25 protein-coding genes are annotated in these 18665 nt (G+C 34.9%); 6 read left to right on the forward strand and 19 right to left on the reverse strand.

Annotation, left to right across the window (positions count from 1 at the left end):
- Positions 1–15: 15 nt before the first annotated feature.
- From ACEPXG_RS13870 to ACEPXG_RS13900, 7 genes are all read right to left on the reverse strand, one after another.
- Positions 16–756: a hypothetical protein gene (locus ACEPXG_RS13870; protein WP_391203518.1), complete on the reverse strand. Its 741-nt coding sequence runs from the start codon at positions 754–756 to the stop codon at positions 16–18.
- Positions 757–790: 34 nt separating this feature from the next.
- Positions 791–1078 (reverse strand): YciI family protein, encoded by a 288-nt coding sequence (locus tag ACEPXG_RS13875; RefSeq protein WP_391203521.1) that lies wholly within the window; start codon positions 1076–1078, stop codon positions 791–793.
- A complete protein-coding gene (locus ACEPXG_RS13880) occupies positions 1075–1917 on the reverse strand; it encodes a class I SAM-dependent methyltransferase (RefSeq protein ID WP_391203524.1) in 843 nt (280 codons plus the stop codon). Before ACEPXG_RS13880 ends, ACEPXG_RS13875 begins: the two co-directional genes overlap by 4 nt.
- Positions 1918–2373: 456 nt before the next feature.
- Complete coding sequence (locus tag ACEPXG_RS13885) at positions 2374–2871, reverse strand: NUDIX hydrolase (RefSeq protein ID WP_391203527.1); 498 nt, start codon at positions 2869–2871, stop codon at positions 2374–2376.
- Between the two features lie 413 nt (positions 2872–3284).
- Positions 3285–3695 (reverse strand): hypothetical protein, encoded by a 411-nt coding sequence (locus tag ACEPXG_RS13890; protein WP_391203530.1) that lies wholly within the window; start codon positions 3693–3695, stop codon positions 3285–3287.
- 57 nt (positions 3696–3752) lie between these two features.
- Complete coding sequence (locus tag ACEPXG_RS13895) at positions 3753–4292, reverse strand: GNAT family N-acetyltransferase (RefSeq protein WP_391203533.1); 540 nt, start codon at positions 4290–4292, stop codon at positions 3753–3755.
- 43 nt (positions 4293–4335) lie between these two features.
- Positions 4336–4698: a helix-turn-helix domain-containing protein gene (locus tag ACEPXG_RS13900; RefSeq protein ID WP_391203536.1), complete on the reverse strand. Its 363-nt coding sequence runs from the start codon at positions 4696–4698 to the stop codon at positions 4336–4338.
- Between the two features lie 242 nt (positions 4699–4940).
- Between ACEPXG_RS13900 and ACEPXG_RS13905 the strand changes: the two genes are divergently transcribed.
- A complete protein-coding gene (locus ACEPXG_RS13905; protein ID WP_391203538.1) occupies positions 4941–5651 on the forward strand; it encodes a class I SAM-dependent methyltransferase in 711 nt (236 codons plus the stop codon).
- Here the strand turns inward: ACEPXG_RS13905 and ACEPXG_RS13910 are convergent.
- Entirely contained in the window at positions 5629–6483 is an 855-nt protein-coding gene (locus tag ACEPXG_RS13910) for a DUF2268 domain-containing protein (protein WP_391203541.1), read from the reverse strand. The two genes, ACEPXG_RS13905 and ACEPXG_RS13910, sit on opposite strands and share 23 nt — an antisense overlap.
- A gap of 176 nt (positions 6484–6659) precedes the next feature.
- On the opposite strand from ACEPXG_RS13910, the gene ACEPXG_RS13915 reads away from it, so the two are divergent.
- Positions 6660–6923, forward strand: coding sequence for a hypothetical protein (locus ACEPXG_RS13915; RefSeq protein WP_391203544.1), 264 nt, complete (start codon positions 6660–6662; stop codon positions 6921–6923).
- Between the two features lie 699 nt (positions 6924–7622).
- Here ACEPXG_RS13915 and ACEPXG_RS13920 read toward each other — a convergent pair.
- From ACEPXG_RS13920 to ACEPXG_RS13945, 6 genes are all read right to left on the reverse strand, one after another.
- Positions 7623–8075 (reverse strand): hypothetical protein, encoded by a 453-nt coding sequence (locus tag ACEPXG_RS13920; protein ID WP_391203547.1) that lies wholly within the window; start codon positions 8073–8075, stop codon positions 7623–7625.
- 142 nt (positions 8076–8217) lie between these two features.
- On the reverse strand, positions 8218–8682 hold the full coding sequence (locus tag ACEPXG_RS13925; protein WP_391203550.1) for a hypothetical protein: 465 nt from the start codon (positions 8680–8682) through the stop codon (positions 8218–8220).
- 108 nt (positions 8683–8790) lie between these two features.
- Entirely contained in the window at positions 8791–9924 is a 1134-nt protein-coding gene (locus tag ACEPXG_RS13930) for a bifunctional cystathionine gamma-lyase/homocysteine desulfhydrase (protein ID WP_391203553.1), read from the reverse strand.
- A 2-nt stretch (positions 9925–9926) separates the two neighbouring features.
- Positions 9927–10859 (reverse strand): PLP-dependent cysteine synthase family protein, encoded by a 933-nt coding sequence (locus ACEPXG_RS13935; RefSeq protein ID WP_391203556.1) that lies wholly within the window; start codon positions 10857–10859, stop codon positions 9927–9929.
- Positions 10860–10865: 6 nt separating this feature from the next.
- Positions 10866–11336, reverse strand: a complete 471-nt coding sequence (locus ACEPXG_RS13940; protein WP_391203559.1) for an S-ribosylhomocysteine lyase — start codon at positions 11334–11336, stop codon at positions 10866–10868.
- A gap of 12 nt (positions 11337–11348) precedes the next feature.
- Complete coding sequence (locus ACEPXG_RS13945) at positions 11349–11987, reverse strand: class I SAM-dependent methyltransferase (RefSeq protein WP_391203562.1); 639 nt, start codon at positions 11985–11987, stop codon at positions 11349–11351.
- Between the two features lie 194 nt (positions 11988–12181).
- Between ACEPXG_RS13945 and ACEPXG_RS13950 the strand changes: the two genes are divergently transcribed.
- On the forward strand, positions 12182–12427 hold the full coding sequence (locus ACEPXG_RS13950) for a hypothetical protein (protein ID WP_391203565.1): 246 nt from the start codon (positions 12182–12184) through the stop codon (positions 12425–12427).
- A gap of 109 nt (positions 12428–12536) precedes the next feature.
- On the opposite strand, the gene ACEPXG_RS13955 is transcribed toward ACEPXG_RS13950, so the two are convergent.
- Positions 12537–13142, reverse strand: coding sequence for a protein kinase (locus tag ACEPXG_RS13955; protein WP_391203568.1), 606 nt, complete (start codon positions 13140–13142; stop codon positions 12537–12539).
- 151 nt (positions 13143–13293) lie between these two features.
- Here ACEPXG_RS13955 and ACEPXG_RS13960 point away from each other — a divergent pair, with 151 nt between their 5' ends.
- Together ACEPXG_RS13960 and ACEPXG_RS13965 are read left to right on the forward strand one after the other, a co-directional pair.
- Complete coding sequence (locus ACEPXG_RS13960) at positions 13294–13575, forward strand: hypothetical protein (protein WP_391203571.1); 282 nt, start codon at positions 13294–13296, stop codon at positions 13573–13575.
- A gap of 107 nt (positions 13576–13682) precedes the next feature.
- The gene (locus ACEPXG_RS13965) at positions 13683–13931 is read left to right on the forward strand and encodes an HAD hydrolase-like protein (RefSeq protein ID WP_391203574.1); all 249 of its coding nucleotides are present in this window, start codon (positions 13683–13685) and stop codon (positions 13929–13931) included.
- A 243-nt stretch (positions 13932–14174) separates the two neighbouring features.
- Here the strand turns inward: ACEPXG_RS13965 and ACEPXG_RS13970 are convergent, their stop codons facing one another.
- From ACEPXG_RS13970 to ACEPXG_RS13985, 4 genes are read right to left on the reverse strand one after another with little or no spacing between them, the layout of a single operon-like run.
- A complete protein-coding gene (locus ACEPXG_RS13970; RefSeq protein WP_391203578.1) occupies positions 14175–14927 on the reverse strand; it encodes a hypothetical protein in 753 nt (250 codons plus the stop codon).
- Position 14928: 1 nt separating this feature from the next.
- Positions 14929–15684 carry an ABC transporter permease gene (locus ACEPXG_RS13975; RefSeq protein WP_391203581.1) on the reverse strand — a complete coding sequence of 252 codons (756 nt, stop codon included), beginning with the start codon at positions 15682–15684 and terminating at the stop codon, positions 14929–14931.
- Positions 15681–16406: an ATP-binding cassette domain-containing protein gene (locus tag ACEPXG_RS13980; protein WP_391203584.1), complete on the reverse strand. Its 726-nt coding sequence runs from the start codon at positions 16404–16406 to the stop codon at positions 15681–15683. Before ACEPXG_RS13980 ends, ACEPXG_RS13975 begins: the two co-directional genes overlap by 4 nt.
- Positions 16403–16930, reverse strand: a complete 528-nt coding sequence (locus ACEPXG_RS13985; protein ID WP_391203587.1) for a GNAT family N-acetyltransferase — start codon at positions 16928–16930, stop codon at positions 16403–16405. Before ACEPXG_RS13985 ends, ACEPXG_RS13980 begins: the two co-directional genes overlap by 4 nt.
- 181 nt (positions 16931–17111) lie before the next feature.
- Here ACEPXG_RS13985 and ACEPXG_RS13990 point away from each other — a divergent pair, with 181 nt between their 5' ends.
- Positions 17112–18413, forward strand: a complete 1302-nt coding sequence (locus tag ACEPXG_RS13990) for an amino acid permease (protein ID WP_391209926.1) — start codon at positions 17112–17114, stop codon at positions 18411–18413.
- Positions 18414–18665 lie beyond the last annotated feature (252 nt).

Below are 18665 nucleotides of genomic sequence, written 5' to 3' on the forward strand. Positions count from 1 at the left end.
GTATTAGAAATTTCCTTACAACGATGCTCCCAATATAAACTCGCGAGTTAGTTGAAGAATTGCATCTTGTACTTCTATCGTATTTTTATCTTTCATTAAGTAATAACCTACGTGATATAAGTAGCCGTTATAATAACCGTACAATTCATTGGCTTTAGTTCCCACAGTTAATACACGTTTTTCTTTTTCATCGTACGAATAGTATCCATAAATAAGTGCACTATTAGTAGTAATCACTTGATGAAAAATTGGTATTCCGTCTGTTAAGACTTCTTTTCTTAACTCATTCCCAACGGTATCGATTTGTTGTTTTGAAAAATCATATTTTTCTAGTGGATTTTCATCTAGTTCTGTAACGGATAGGATGAAAAATTCGTCTGTTTGAGCATACTCATTTTTGTGAGAGTAGGTAAACTGTACTTGATTTTGTAAATTTCCCTTTTTATCTTTTGAAGTAACAAGATATGCCAGTTGTTCATTTACTTCAAAAGGTACCTTTTTTGAATCAATAGGGTGAAGGGCATTCTTAATAGAATCAGGTGCAACTTGCATCATTTCAGCAATTGGCAAAGGCTTATAATAGGTTATATTTTCTCTCTTATCGAGTTCATCGACCATCTTAAAATACTCACTATAGGTCAGACCATCCCCTTTTACCTTTGTTAATACTGGCCCAACTTCTTTATTGATACAGCCCGACATCATGGTAATTACTAATAGAAATAAAATTGGTTTAATTATTTTAACAACAAGCATTTAGTTCCCCCGTTCCTATAACGCTACTACCTACTTATTGATTGAAAATTCCCTCCAACGGTTCCCACGGATAAATCTTCGCCTCAAATTTCTCTTGCAGCACGGCAGGATCATTATCAGCAAAATCTTGCGCTTCTTCTAACGAATCTACTTCTAAAATTATTAATCCTCCTGTATGATCCATAAAAGGTCCACCAGCAATTAATATACCTTTAGCCACAGCTTCCTTAACATATACCCTATGAGGAACAAGCCCCTGCTCCCAATGCGGTTTTCCTTGGATCCATGACTTTCCAGTAGTAAAATGAATGACAAATTTCATTTCAAACATCTCCATTTCAGTGTGTTATAAAATTTTTTTCTACCAACGTAAAGTAGATGAGATGATACTCCTAGGGTATAAGGGTCTGCTGCTTGCTCTATTATTAATTTGATAATTTTTTCTACCTCTTTTTCTCCTTTATCTCTCCAATAGTTCCAACTTTCATTATTTAAGATTGCACCTACATTTGAACCTATTAACTCTATAGTTTCAAATCCTTGTGCTTCCATAAATGGTTTTATTTCTTCAATATTAAAATAATAAGCACCTGTAAATCGTCCATCATCCGCATGGTTAAAGCAACCCGTTTGAGAAAATTGAGTGATGGAATCCATGCTATTGTTTGGTTTCCAATTCTCTGGAGATATAAGAGAAGAAAAGATATGCCTAATTCTAGACATGAAAGCTACAAAAACAATTCCATCTTTTTTAGTAACTCTATATAATTCTTCCACAGCTTTAATACGATCCTTTGCTTCTTGTAAATGATACATAGGACCTAGCATTAGCGACGCGTCAAATTGATTATCTTCCAGTTTGTTAAGCTCTCTAGCATCAGCAACATAAAATCCATTAAACTGTTCTGTTAAATCAAGCTCTTTTGCTTTATTTTCTGCAATTTCTACAAGTTTTGGTGTTAAATCAGTCAATGTTACCTTATAACCTTCTTTAGCCAGTTCCATCGAGTATTTTCCTGGTCCAGCTCCGTTATTCAATACATAGCCACTTTTAGGCAAATACTTCTTTATATAATGCCAATTCACTTGAAATTCAATTGGTTCTCTATCTAGTCGTCCCCATTCATCGAACCGTTGATAGTAATTAATAATGTTACTCATACATTCACCCACATTCTTTTTAGTTACCCATTACTACTAAAATAGGAGTTTCTTTATTATCTAATTCCAAATTAAAACGGATTATTCCCTAGATAGAATGGAATAAAAACAACATAAACAGACACTAAAAAAAGCACCCAAAAAACAATAGATTTTGTCCGTTCTCTATAAAATTCATTCTTTTTTTGAAAGAATAATATTCGTATCATTGTGTAGAAAAAATACAACAGGTATGAAACACCAAACCAATTGACCCAGACGTTCCCAAAAAAAGGAATACCAGAATTTTCATAGATCACTCTTAAACTATTTACAGTTAAAACCAAACCAAGAATTAAATAAATCAAGATTTCGGAAGCAAGAAAAAAAGACATTTTCAAAGTAGCCATTATATTTCCCCTTTTTATTTTGGTCCCATCCAATTCAACGTTCAGTTTTATCCAAGATAAAAAGCTTTTATATTACATGGAAATTCAAAGCATCATTTAGTATTTCTTGATATAGTTCATGCCAATCATGATAATAATTTCCAACTTCACCTGGATCTATAAAGACCCTTTGAGCTGACTCATACGCTGCATCAAATGCATAGATTTCTTTAATATCCATTTGATAGAAAACCTGATATCCTATCTTTGGATATGGACTTTTTTCATCCCACTTTGGATTATCATGATGGTCAACGATCATATAACCGAGCAGATGACATTCTCCGCTGACATAGCCTTCTTCTATTGCTTCGCGTTTGAAGCATTCCTCAGAAGTTTCTCCTACTTCGATATGACCTCCAGGAAAATCCCATCCTCTATGATTTAAGTCAACTAATAATAGTTTGTTTTTATGAAAACAAAAACCGTGGACACTAGTAATTAAATTCTGATTAGGAAGTTGATTATCACGCTCCCACGTTAATTTGACTTTTGATTCGCCCCAACTAACATAGGTTGTAGTCATACTCTTTTTTCTCCATAAGCTTCATTTTTCGATTTTCTTTCGAACAAATAAAATATTATTAACCCACCACCCAAAAACAAGGGAAAACCAATTAGAAAGTACGCAATATTGTTTTTTTGTATGTCAAAGAAATTCGATAGATAGAGAAAAAGAACACCCCATAGAAAAAAGCTTGAGATTTTTAGTATATTTTCCTTTTTTTTCATATCACCATTCCTCCAATGTTTTCCGAAATCCATCCCCCCTAAAACTTTGGTTCTCATAATACGTATGGGAAGAACCGAAAGTAAGGAGTTCTATACGTGTTTTAGGAAAAAGATTATGAACTTATCTTAGTAATTCTGTCCAAATTCTCAAGCCTCTATAATTTTGACCAACGACCACACTCTTTGTAGTTATTACTAGATGATTCTTTAAACATGTTCTTCTAACTCCCGAACTATCTCCCATTTTTTATCAATGTACTGCCAATTTTCTATGGTAAAAAACCTTGCTAGTTCTCTGCTTTCTTTTTCAATAATTAGTTCATAAAATACAACAAAACTTTCAAGGTTCCTCATTCGAATAATTCTATTTTCAAATCGCTTTTTAGCTCCTAAAAGTGCATTGACAGATTGTCGCATGCCATCAATTGCTTCATCACGGTTAAAAGTAGATAGCTTGTCATCCTTTCTGCTAAAAAACGTGACAAAATAATTATCTGACATTTTTTCTACTTTAGAGGTATCTCCTGTGAGCATGGCAAGATCCCACTCTTTTAAAAATTCATCATGTATTTTAGTAAAATATTCAACAGTATTAAGTAAAATGCCCTTGCTTTTCATTATTATCCCCCTCGTTAAATTGTTTTTCCAATTCACGTTAGATTCTTAAAATAATTATTATTTCCATTCCTGCTCTAAAATGCTGTATACAAGAGAATCTCTCCAACCGTCTTTTATTAATAAATCTTCACGCATTCTACCTTCAAGAGTCATGCCAACTTTTTCTAACACCTTGAATGAAGCAATATTTCGGGGGTCACAGGTTGCATAAATACGATGCAGTTGAAATTGTTTAAAACCAAACCCTATCAAGAGTTTTGCCACTTCCGTCGCTACTCCCTTACCCCAAAAATCTGGATTAATAATATATCCAATCTCTCCTGTTTTATTTCGATTGTCTCGAATATTAAATTCTCCTGCACCAATCATTCTTTCAGTTTCTTTTTCAATTATCGCAAAAACAAATCTTGTTCTATCTTCCTTTTTGGCATCTCTCAGAACTTGCTTTACAAAATCCATGGATTCCGTCTTGGTATTTGGACCCCATGGTTGATACTGACAGACCATTTCTTGTGAAGCATATACATGAACATCTATCCAATCTTTTTCATCCATTTCACGTAAAAATACTCTTTCACTTATTAGAACTTCTCTCATGCAGTATCCCTCACATTGCCTAAATTATTTTCCTTCAGATTTCTTAAAAATGAATATTTCCCCATGTAGTTATATTATAATTTATCCACTCGTCCACTTCTTTTTTTGGAAAATACTTTTCTCCATTCAATTGAATGTAAGGAATAAATTTATACGTATCAAAGCTTGTATATGATGCTCTTTCAAAGTTTTGATTCTTAATTAATTTATTAAATTGATCTACATCCATATTTAGATATGCTGCAACTTCCTTTGCTGTAAGTAGTCCATTTTCCGGTACCTCTACTTTATGTATTGGGTCTTTTTGTTCCAATGTTACGTTATTACTTTTACCAAGTTGAAATGCTAAGAAAAAAATAGCTATACTCAATAAAACAATGGAGACAGATAAAAAGTGTTTGCTCATTATTTCACTCCTCTTTCTAATTGTATTCTCCAAAACTGGTATTATCTCCTTTAATCTACTCCTAATAAAAAAGAGCACCAAATTGGTACTCTTTTCATTTCACTTCAATTACAAACACATAGAATGCATCACTATCTATCCACCATACTCCGTAAGAATTAGAATTTAAGTGCGTATCCCTATACATCTACAGCAATATTTTTTGCATATCATAGTTGTAATAAATATAGGAGGTTATTCAAGTGTCTAATAATTATTTAGATTTATTAGCTTATTTCGGAATTGGCGGTGCACACCCTGGTGGTTACTCTTTAACTCAATCTTTATTGGAAAATGTAAGCATTCAACCTACCGAATCTGTACTAGATATAGGTTGTGGAACGGGACAGACGGCAGCTTTCTTAGCCGAACAATTTGAATGTCATGTTACTGCCGTTGATAATCATCCAATAATGATAGAAAAAGCTAAAGAACGTTTCAAAGAGAATGGCTTCTCAGTCAATGTGATAGCAGGAGATGCACAAAATTTAAATATCGCAGATAGTACATTTGACTTTATTATATCGGAGTCAGTTATCGTTTTTACTGATATATCCAAGACGTTACACGAACTTTCCAGAGTGCTAAAAAGTGGAGGAAGTATGATAATGATTGAGATGACTGCTGAACAAAATCTGTCCGAAGAATTACGAGGGAAAGTTTCTAACCTTTACGGCATAAATGATATTTTAAATGAAGAAGAATGGATATCGAAATTACAACAAGCAGGATTTACTCAAATCGAAATGATAAATACTCCATCTGGACTTTTTCCAAGTGAGATTAATGATATTAACCAATCGAAAAACATAAATATGGAATTGTTTGAATTATGGGAGGAACATAACCAATTTAGCCTTCAAAACAGTCACTTAATTGGCTATCGCGTATTTAAATGTTGCCTCGCAAGATAGGAAAGTTGGAACCTGCTATTATTTCATCTGCAGATTTTGTATATAACTCACCTTTATGAAAAGGACCTTTGTTTTCTTGAAAACTATTAACAATCTGATAACCTAAATGATACCCGATCCACCTAGGAAGGCGACTTCTATCTTTACCAAATAAAAAAAGATGATGATTTTTTATTCCCATAACATTTAGAGAAGGTATAAAATGTTTGTTCCAAAAATAAAGAGCTTCTTCAAACGAATAATGTTTTGTCCAGGTAGCTAACATTTTTTCACCGTGTAATTCCTTCACAGCATACTCTCCAAGTCCTTCAATAATAAGGGAATCCTTCAATGAAATCTTATCTGGCACCAAATCTAAAAATTTTAATCGACAAACATGATTATATTCATGGGCTAATAATGCCCTTATCTCCTCTATAGTAATCTTAGTAGATAAAAATAAAAACAGGACATTTCTATATGCTATTCCATTTTTTCTAGGTATTTGTTCGCCAGATTTCAAATTAGCTTTTTTTATGGGAAAAATATAGATGGAAACCTTTGGACCTTTCCATAATTTCCTTAAATATTTATACTCTTTCTCCACAGTTCTCCATACATTCTGTTCTTCCATCTCTTTTACGATGTTCTTTACATGAATCCATTCATCTGGTTCAAATAATCCTTGAGTTAGAAGTTCGTATTGCAAAACTTCTGGATTTATTTTAGGGAAAAATTCCATGAGTGGCTCACATATTGTCTCACACTGCATGTAAGATAAACTTTTCCCAGACTTTTCTTCACATACTTCAACAAATTTATGAAGTAAATTCTGCGTTTGAATTACAGACATGTATCCCATCCTTTTTATTTTTCTTCTTTCTTTTTAATTCTTCAATGCCTTTTGAAAATTTAAATTATATTCATCCTCAATCTATAGACTAGACGATTGTCTATTACGCAACATTATTAACGGCATATGTTAATAGAACATACTTGTATGTAAAAAATCTTGAAAGGAGGATGGAAATGAGTCAATCTAATTTATATAATCAATGTTGTAGATATCATGGGCAAAGGGTAAGAATTACTAGTCGAGATGGTAGAGTTCATTTAGGGCAAATTACTAGAATTAATAGACAAACAGTTTGGATTCGACCTTCGCAAAGTCTTGGCGGCTTTGGTATGGGATACTATGGTGGATATGGCGGATATGGAGGAGATGGATTCGGGTATGGCATCGCTCTTGGTGCAATTACTGGAATCGTCCTGGCTGCAGCATTCTTTTGGTAAAACATATACTATCGTATTCAAATCAATTTCACGATTCTACAAGCACTGTCTAACCACTATAAAAATTCAAATTGGCCTTGGTGTATCGCGACCAGATTTTGCTCCAATGCAAAGCTCGTTGCAGAAAACAGTGCATCAAGGTTGCTCGATGAAACCCTTTACAAAATCTTTGACATTCGCGGGAGGCTTTAACCCTATTCAGCAGTCGTTTGGACTCACTACTAGATTGAATGATTCATTCATCTCGCCATTTATGGAAGGGAGACTGCTGCTGAATAAGTTAAAGCATTCTATTATACTTTTTTATTGGAAAATGAAATAGGAATAGGAAGTAGAAATACTATTTTTTCATTAGAGTTATATCCCTTCCTTAATGATGAAGAAACTAATTTATCTATTAATTTAAAGAAAACATACTATTCAGTCTTTTTTTACATAACTTGCTATCTCTTCAGAAATAATAGAAGTATCCCAAGGATGCCAATACCAATCATTGCCGTCGTAAAATAAGGGATAGGTATATGCAATTGGTTCTTTACTATAAAGAACTAAATGGTATATAGTAGGATCTCCTTGAGCAGTATTTGGAGAAAAAGATGACGCTATTTTCCCTTCATTAAGTATAGCTATAATTCCTTTTATTTCCTGGTCATTTAATATAATATTATTCAGTTGCGGTTTGTTATAGCCTTCATAAAATTAAACTTTATTAATTGCCTCCAAATCGATATCCTTGAAATGGTGCATAAAATTGCCATCACCTGAATTGGAATAGTATATTCGATACCCATTAATTTCATTTTCATCTGGGATTGCAACAAAGTCTTTTATACCTTTCACACGAAAGATTTCAGTTCCTTCCTCCCAAAATGCAGCATCTCCATCTTTCGTTCGATAATGAGGATCAAAAACATTCCTGGAAACATTAAATTGTACTTCTCCTACTTTTTCTCCAATATATTCGGGATCGGCAATGATTGCAGAATAAATTGATTCATATTGATTTCCATTAATATTTACAAAATCAACCCAATCAATTATTGTCTGTCTCTTGAGAATATTTGGTGTGGAAGTAATTGTTTGTGTGGTGTTATTCATATTACAAGATATTAAAAATAGACTGCAAATAAGCAATAAACTAACTTTTTTCATCCAATCCTCCTTTTCTTCTTGTATCTCCAGTATACTCATTGAAGATATTATCCACTTGATCTGTGATCAGTGTAATTGAATTACACCCTTTTCAAAAATAAAAATAATGTCACTCAATACAAACACGGAATCGACACTCGTTTTATTTTACTTGAATTACAAATGCATAGAAGGCATCTCCATTTGAAACGTTCTCTAAGTGTTCATCCATCCACCATACACCATACGAATAATAATAAGTCCCTTTTTCGGTAGGTGCGGTTATTTGATTATTTTTTATGGAAATTTCGATTTGCTTGCCTTTATTCATCTGAATAACACTGAATTCGCTTGGTTTGGGTTCATAATTCATGACAAACTTGATTTGGTGACCTGACTTAACATGAATAGGTGCTGTACCTTTCAAAAGTTCAATTGGTCCAGCAGTATCTACACAAATACCATTATTTTCGTTATTCCAGCAATAAGTGCCCAACTTCGTTTCATAGGTTTCTTTTCCAATCTCAATAAATACATTTGGGGGCTTATTCAAAATGGTATGTTGACTTGAACATCCTACAAGAATAGTTACAACTAATATTAATAACGCATAAAATCGTTTGTTCAATTGACTTACCTCCTTTTGAATTAGTAGACGGTTTCTAACATAATAAAGTTACTAATATTTACAAATAAAAAGGACCTATTCATTATAATAGGCCCTTTCATTTTGCTATTAAGCTAAACCCTGCGCTAAATCTTCCAATAAATCTTCTACATCTTCAATTCCAACTGAAATTCGTACAAGCCCGTCTGTAATACCTAACTCCAGACGACGCTCACGTGGGATCGATGCATGTGTCATTCTAGCAGGAACCGAGATTAGACTTTCTACTGCTCCTAAGCTTTCTGCTAATGTGAAATAACGAAGCTTCGATAGTAGAACATCTGCTTTTTCTTCACTTCCAACATCAAAAGAAATCATTCCGCCGAAACCAGTCGTTTGTTTTTTCATCAGTTCGTGACCTGGGTGATTAACAAGGCCAGGATAGTACACTTTTCCAACAGCTTCATGTTTATCTAAAAATTCCGCAATACGTTGGGCATTCAAGTTATGTTCTTCCATACGTAGACCAAGCGTTTTAATGCCGCGCATTAGTAACCAAGAATCTTGAGGCCCGAGCACTGCACCAACTGAATTTTGCACGAAATGTACATCCGTTGCAAGTTGCTCTGAGTTCACAACAACTAACCCTGCTACCACATCACTATGGCCACCTAAATATTTCGTTGCACTATGCACAACAATATCAGCACCGAGTGCAAGTGGTTGTTGGAAATAAGGGGTTATGAACGTATTGTCCACAATAGTCAGTAACCCTTTTTCTTTGGCAAGCTTGGCGATTGCTTGTATATCTGTAATTTTTAATAAAGGATTCGTCGGTGTTTCTAGAAAAATAGCTTTTGTATTTTCTAAAATAGCAGCTTCCACATTAGTTAGATCGCTCGTATCTACAAATGTTGCTTCAATACCGAAACGATTTAATACTTTTGTCATGACGCGGTATGTTCCACCGTATACATCATCCGTTAAAATAACGTGATCGCCTTTGCTAAAAAGCATCATAATGGAACTTGTTGCAGCCATTCCAGATGCAAAAGCAAATCCAGCCACGCCACCTTCTAATTCACTTATCAATACTTCCAATGCATGACGAGTAGGATTGCCAGTACGTGAATATTCATACCCCTTAAATTTTCCGACTGCTTCTTGTTTATACGTACTTACTTGATAAATGGGTGTCGATACAGCACCTGTTGCTTCGTCCCCTACAATTCCTGCATGAATAAGTTTCGTTTTTGCACGCATTTTTATTTCTCCTCCTTGAATAATTCATATACGTTTTGACTTAAATAACGTTCACTCGAGTCTGGGAATATTGTTACAATATGACTTCCTTCATTTGCAATTTCCGCTTCTTTCATTGCCGCATAAAAAGCTGCTCCTGAAGAACTTCCAACTAACAAGCCTTCTTCTTTCGACAAAGCTCTTAATTGTGCAAATGCCTCTTCATCACTCACTGTATGAATCGCATCAAAATATGAACGGTCCATGAAGTCCGGTAAAAACTCCATTCCAATTCCTTCCGTCACATGAGATCCTGCTACCCCTCCATTTAAAATAGAACCAACTGGCTCTACGATGACGGTTTTTACATTTTCTTTTTGCTCTTTTAAGAAAGTAGCCGTTCCCATAAATGTTCCACCTGAACCTGCACCAGCAACAAACACATCAATCTTCCCATCTAAATCACGCCATAATTCAGGCCCAAGTGTTTTTGTATACGTGGCAGGATTTGCAGGATTCGAAAATTGAGATGGTGAAAAAGCATTTGGAATTTCATTCACTAATTCACTTGCTTTCTGAATCGCACCTTTCATTCCAAGTGCAGTATCTGTATTAACAATTTCTGCCCCTAAAGCACGCATCAGTGTTTGTTTCTCTACACTAAACTTCTCCGGAACAACAAACAACACTTTATAGCCTTTTCCGATCGCAGCAAGCGCAATTCCTATTCCCGTATTCCCTGCAGTTGGCTCAATAATCGTTCCACCAGGTAAAAGTTTTCCAGATTTCTCTGCGTCCTCAATTAAAGACAATCCGAGACGATCCTTCACACTTCCACCAGGATTTAAATATTCGAGTTTGGCGAATATCCGGCAATTATTTGGAATCGGTATATGCGTGATTTCCACAACGGGTGTGTTTCCGATCAATTCTTGTACACTACGAAAGATATTCATTTATGTTTACGCTTCCTCTTTATAAATTTGTCGCCATTCATCTTTTTTCACTAGCATTTCAGCAGCAATTTCCTTTGCACCTTCTAAACTATGACTTGCAGCCCATCCACACTGTACTTCATTACAAGCTGGGACTTCTGTTGCCTCCAACACATCTTGTAATGTTTTTTCAATTATTTCTAAAATTTCATCATAGTTTGTATGATTAATAACGGACAAATAAAAACCAGTTTGGCATCCCATTGGGCTAATGTCTACAACTTGCCCGGTATAATTACGAATATTTTCAGCCATTAAATGCTCCAATGAATGTAAGCCAGGCATTTCCATATGTTCTATGTTTGGCTGTTTAAAACGGATATCATATTTATATATTTCGTCGCCATGAACGCCTTCTTTTGTTCCCGCTAATCGTACAAATGGTGCCGCAACTTTCGTATGATCTAAGTTAAAACTTTCTACATTCATTTTTTTCATTTTCATCGCTCCTTATTTTTTCGTTGCATCCATCAACCAAACAAAATCATTCATTTTTAGGAAGCTCACTTGAAATCCTGCATCATCAAATAGCTTTGATAAAATTGGAATAGTCGTATAGTATTCCCTTTCTAAATCGTCTGCCACGTTATGAAAACCACGAGTTCTTTCTTTCATTATTTGCTCATTTTTTGCGCCATCTGTAATAAAAGCAGTATCCGCAAAAACTACTTTTCCATTTGCCGGAAGCAGCTTCGCGTATGTCTTTAGTGCTTCTCCCTTTTCCTCATCCGTTAAATGATGAAAAACATACGAGCTAACAATTGCATCTATACTTTCAGTTGATAAATTAAATTGAAGTAAATCCCCATCTATTATTTTCGTTGTAGGAAATCGATCTGCAGTTACTTGACGCATCTTCGTATTAGGTTCAATACCAATGACCGAATTACCTGCTTCGATTAGCTGAGCAGTTAAATTTCCTGTGCCTGTTCCAAATTCAATAACCGTGCCCGAAACCCGCTTTGCTACTTCACTTAAAATAGTTTCATAGCCTTCGAATACATCGCGATATTCCGGATCTTCACCTGAAACAGATGCATCATAAGAGTATGCCCATTCATAAAAAATTTCTACAAATTCTCTACCCATCTTCAAACTCCTTTTAGAAACATATTATTCCTAGTTGAATACTTTGTTTTAGGCTTAATATTAATAGTTATAACATAATAAGGGAAATTGTCAAATAAAAAAAAGCTCCTCCAAAGTGGAGAAGCCCTTTTACAATTTTCCAAAATATGAGATGATGCATATAAAGAATTCTAAATAGTATATGGGGTGTTTTTTTGAATTTTTGGAAGTATTTTTTTGCAGGAATAATCACAAAAATAATTGTGGAAATGACGATATATAAGCTGGATTTCTTTCAATATAATTTATTTAAACATTTTAATTGGCTATCTTTATTCAGTTTTTCAGTAGAAACAATAATCTTTGCAGCAATTTATATCATGGTATTTTACATCCTAACAAACTTCAGCACATGGAAGATGCGTGTAAAATATGAGCTTGCTCAGAAAAAAATAACCTAGATTAACTCATTGGTGATATTCTACGCAATAGCAACTACAGTCGCTATTGCATAGTACGCTGATTGGTAATTTTATTTTTTTCTATATTCTCAGAAATTTAAGTATGAAACTATTGCTTGCCACATGCAAAGCATCTTCTATCTATATCCATATAACCGTAAATTCGAAGTTCCTTTTCTTCTCCACAATTCATACATTTTTCAAAATATATTTGTGGTAAGATACCATCTTCAGCTAGAGGTACCCATTCCTTTTCATATAACGTTTTTGTCATTCCATAATCTATTAATACAAAACAACTATTTTCATTCACCCCATAATTACCGCTATCCTTTAGGTCAAAACCATCATATTCCTTGTCGATTAATTGTATTGCTGCTCTTAATTCTTTTGTAAATCGTATATCTTCGCTTATTTCAAGATCATATGATTGTTCGTCAATTAATTGCAGATTAGAATAATATTTTTGGATAGAGATTTGCTCATCTACATATACAATCTCTGCTACAAATTTAGTTAGATCTTGCATATTTAATTTAGTAAAAATGTTGTATTCATTTTGGGATTGTTTAAAGCCTATCGGATGTAAATGTTGTTTGATAACATAATCATTATATCGATATACCTTTCTTGTAGAACCTATTCCAACAAATGTTTCATTCGTACAAAGATTATGGAGGTTGTCTTTTATCATCTGAATATCTTTTTCTAGCATGTTTTCTCCTTTCAATAGCAACCTAGTTTTTTCCTAATCAATAAAGCTTCAGTTAGGAGCATAGTATGGAATTAGCCTTTTGAAAAAATTATACCAATACTCATGAGAAAAAATGAAAGGTTTATATGATCAATGAAAGGAGAAATCCTAATTGGAGAAAAATTTCAACAAAGTTTTAGGTGCCACGTTTATGGCTCTTAGCGGTTTGTTCTTTACAGCAGAAAGAATTGCAAAAAGAGTGGCAGATTCAATTGTTGAATCTGGGTATGCTTCACAAGGTATGTCTACAAGTGGAATGACATATTTCCCAAGTTTTTTTGATAACTTTTTTGTTTGGTTATTCTTTTTTATTGGCTTATTGCTTTTCATTTATGGTTTTTCAAAGAGGTTTGTAGATATCTTTATTAAGAATTTACTCCATAATGACAAGTAGAAGTATTCAATTTTCTATAATTGTTACCGGACTATCAGTGATTTTTGAACTTCTTTTGACATTAACAGGCTGCTAGGAAATACAATTTAGGCCTTAAGAAGTGTGTAGTGATCGGTGATGTTGGGAGAACCGATATGTTGGCTGCTTATTCAGTTGGTGCATTTAAAATATTAGTATTAACTGGATGCGGTAAAGGCTCCTTCTATCTAGATCGAGAAGCTTGGAAAGATGCTGAACCTGATTATATTGCAGAAAATCTGTTGGAAGCAGTTCAATGGCTGTTGAATATTGATATCCTATCCTTTTGGATTAACCTGGTACTAAAATATTTTATAATAGACAACTTATTATTTTAACAAAACGACCAGTAATGAGAAATGGTCGTTTTTATCTGGATAAAATATCCTTTTCCAACTAAACGAGCAATTATTCCAACTAAATGCTCCAAAATTCCAACTAAAACATATATCTTTCCAACTAAGCGTCTCTAATTTCCAACTAAACGTATTTCCTTTAAAAAATGCAGAGAGGAATGCAATCCTCCCCGCATCTTTATGTAAATTCTCGATATTTTGAGTGTAAACCCTATGATACAGAACTCATTCTTCAACATACTTCTTCAAAATTGGCGCCAAGTAGTCTTCTTTTAGAGATAGTTCATTTTGAATAAATGATTCTACACTCTCTTTATTTAACGGGACTAAAACAAATCCCTCGAATTCAGGCTGTTCCCCTTTTTCTATTAGACTCAGATTATGTCTTTCGAATAATATTTGCATTTCTTGTGCAGTATAGTCAACTTTCAGTTCGAACATCACTGCCCAAGAATCATATGTCCCTTTACTTTTTACAAATTTAGGCATGAAAGATTTAGTATAGGTTGATTCAATATGCAAACCCATTTCTTCTTCTAATTCTTTTCCAATACTATTCACCAAGTTGAATACTGATCCATTTAAATCGGACTCATCTAATCCCCCACCAGTAAATTGTAATCGTCCAGGTGTCGCTGTATTTCGATTCATCCGCCCGAAGGCTATATGATTATCGTTCGTGATAACGGCTACACATGTGAAGATGACCTTGCAAGGATACGAACAATCTTCATGGCGAATCGTATATAAATAGTGTTTATAGTCTGTTTTAACAACAGTTACTTGGAGTTCATCCACAGTTTTATTAATTTGCGTAATTGTAAATACTTCTCCGTTCCGCAAGTGAGGATTTTGCTTTATTTGTGTATTCCAATATTTTTGATGCTGCTCCCGAATATTTAATGGCAATCGTAAAGGTGTTGGATCATAGGTAACTGTAACTTTAGCTGGTGTTTCTTCAATTAATATAGGCTTCATTCTATTGCCTCCAATTCTTTAATTGCAGATCCTTTGTAAATAAGTTTTTATAACACAGCACGCTCAGCATCATACTAGTAATTGCGGATGAACTAGTAAATACGAAAATGATTAATAGTTGGTAGCGAACTGCTTCCACGGGGTCTGCTCCAGCTATAATCATCCCTGTCATCATTCCGGGAAGCTGGACAAGTCCCACGGTTTTCATAGCATCAATTGTTGGAATCATACTGAATTTGACGGATCGTTTTAGTACATCTTGAACCGCTTGTCGACTCGTTGCTCCAAGTGAAAGCAATGTTTCGATTTCCCCTTTGGAACTTTCCGTTTCCCGTTTTAATTGGGTTAAAAATAATCCACAAGCAACCATTGCATTTCCTATTGTCATTCCGCTAAGTGGAATGATGTATTGAGGAGTTGCTTCGATAATGTGCAAACTAAGTAAAAGTCCCATCATTAATATTTCCATTGTGGCAATCGAAAGAATAATTCGCCAAACGACTCCTGTCATGCCTTTTGCCCTTTTTGCAGCATTTAAAGCAGCAACGACAATCATGATACAAATAATCAATACAATGAACAGTAAGTGCTTCGATTGAAATACAAATTGAAGGACATACCCGACCGCTAAGAGCTGAATAGCCGCTCGAATTGTTCCAATTGCAATGTCCTTCTCCAAATCAAGCTTTTGCCAAACAGAAACAAGCATCGTAATGACCACGAATAATAAGGTGAAACTTAATGCTAATAAACTCATAATGTCACCGTACTCAATAAATTTCGACTTTCAAAAAACGTTTTTGTCTTTGAGTCTATCGCTAACTTTCCATCTTCCATAAACCAAATACGCTCACTTATCTTTTTTGCTTGCTCCGCATCATGCGTAACCCAAATAAAAGACGTTCCTTCTTCCATATGGAGCTTCATTAAAAGTTGCTCCACAAACTCTTTACTTTGCTGATCCAGTGATGCAGTAACTTCATCAAGAAGTAGAATTGAAGGTCTTAATAATAAGGAGCGAACTAATGCTACCCTTTGCTTTTCCCCTCCAGACAAATCTATCGCTTGTTTTTCCCATTCCAAATGTCCTAGCCCAACATCCTTCATCAGGTCTCTTGCAAAACTTTCATCAAATGCACGATTATGTAGGTAACTCACCGTCTTTAAATTATCCATAATTGTCCCTGGAAGCATGACTGATTGCTGAGCAACATAAACTAAATTCATACGCCAAACACGAGTATCCATGTCTTTTGTAGAAAGTCCCTTGAACCAAACTTCACCACTATCGATAGACTCAAGCTGAGCAAGTACTCGAAGTAAGGTGCTCTTCCCTTGCCCAGATTTACCGAGTAAAGCAATTCTTTCTGGCTGTTGCATAGTTGCTGTAATAGGGGCGAATAAAAATTGGCGGGTATTTTTTTCATGGGTATCCCAATAATTTTTTGTCACATTCTTTAATTCCAAGAAAGCCGTCATACTCGCTCTTCCCATTCTTCTCTCAATATTCCCATACGAATAGAGTCGTAATATAACCCATTATAGAAACAACATTTGCGAAGTCGCGCTTCCATAGTCATCCCTAACTTCTCACCAACTTTAATCATTCGATCGTTCCCAGACCATGTTGTATAGCCAATTCGGACAAGTGGCAGGTCATTGAATAAATGCGTGATCCACATACGGATGGCTGCAGTTCCTATTCCACCATTCCAAAATGCTGGTTCATAAATGATTATTCCCACTTCAAGCCAAAGAGAAGCTTCATGCTCCCAGTAGTAACATAATGATCCAACTAGCGATTCATCCACATAAATACCCCAAAAATCTTCTTGATTTATATATTGATCTTTTTTCTCTAAGAATTGTTCTAATGTTTTCGGCTCGTGAGGAATAAAAGGCGCATCCCATTTTTTCCATTCTGGTGATGTTTCTTTTGCACTAAGTTCCCATAGTCGCAGGATTTCTTCTTCTAGTACAGGTCTGATTGTTATTTCTTTCAATTCCATGCCCCCTACAACTTTGTATTTACATAATTTTATCATAATATCGATAATATAGACTGTTCCCTTTATATACTTAATTGTGATAGATTGTTATATAACATAATAAGAAGGAGTGACATAAACATTGGGTGGAAATCAGCAATTACAACGTGGGTTGGAACAACGACATATCACCTTAATGTCTTTAGGTGCAGCTATTGGGGTCGGTTTGTTTTTAGGTTCCGCTACAGCTATTAGGCTAGCAGGACCTGCAATTCTTATTTCATACATAATAGGTGGCTTTGCAATTCTAATTATCATGCGTGCACTTGGCGAAATGGCCGTGCATAATCCAGTTGCAGGCTCCTTCAGTAGATATGCAAAAGATTATCTAGGACCTCTTGCTGGATATATTACAGGTTGGAATTATTGGTTTTTATGGGTAGTTACTTGTATGGCAGAGATTACAGCAGTCGGTGTCTATATGAAAATGTGGTATCCAAGCACTCCAAGCTGGATTTGGGCATTAGCCGCGCTTATTATTATGACCATGGTTAATTTGATCGCTGTAAAAGCATATGGAGAGTTTGAGTTTTGGTTTGCTCTCATTAAAATTGTTGCCATTTTAGCTATGATTTTTGTTGGTCTAGGTGTCATCATTTTTGGAATTGGCAATGGCGGAATTGCTGTTGGGATTAGTAATTTATGGTCGCATGGTGGTTTTGCACCTAATGGTATCAAAGGTATTTTGATGTCCTTGCAAATGGTAATGTTCGCTTATTTAGGCGTTGAAATGATCGGTGTAACAGCTGGAGAAGCAAAAAATCCGAAAACGGTCATTCCTCGTGCGATTGATACTGTTTTTTGGAGAATCTTATTGTTTTATGTAGGTGCATTATTCGTTATCATGTCTATTTATCCATGGAATGAGATTGGTAATAACGGAAGTCCATTCGTCTTAATGTTTGAGAAAATTGGAATTGGACCAGCAGCTGGTATTATTAACTTTGTTGTATTAACGGCAGCATTATCGAGCTGTAATAGTGGTATTTTCAGTACGGGTCGTATGTTATTTAATTTAGCTGAACAAAAGCAAGCTTCTGCTTCTTTCAAGAAAATTAGTCCAACTGGCGTGCCTTCGAAAGCAATCGTGTTCTCGGCCGCATTACTACTAGTAGGAGTGGTCTTGAACTATCTAGTTCCAGAAAAAGTATTTATATGGGTGACGAGTATTTCAACATTCGGTGCAGTATGGACTTGGGGAATTATTTTATTGTCTCAATTAAAATTTCGTAAAACCCTTTCTAAAGGGGAGGTTTCAAGGTTAACATATAAAGCATTATTCTATCCCCTTGGTTCGTATGTAGCGCTTGCCTTCTTAGTATTAGTGCTCGGTCTCATGGCGTACTTCCCAGAAACACGTATTGCGTTAATCGTGGGACCTATATGGATTATTGGATTAGTGTTTGCATATTATAAAAATGGATTTAATAAGATGTGAATCTCTTAATAGATTAATCGATTGTTCTCAAAGATTAATCCATTCAATCAACGATATTTCTCAAACCATAATTTGCTCTAAACGAGTCAATCTTATGCACCAGATCACTATTTTTCTGTTGATCATCCGATTATCCTAGTTGATCATCCGATTTTTGCAACTGATCATCCGATTATCGCGGGCTATCATCCGATTATTACTACTGATCATCCGATTCCCCCAAAAAAGGCCCTTCATTTCAATCAAGAAATG

The sequence above is a fragment of the Psychrobacillus sp. L4 genome, assembly GCF_042944905.1.
Taxonomy (GTDB): Bacteria; Bacillota; Bacilli; order Bacillales_A; family Planococcaceae; genus Psychrobacillus.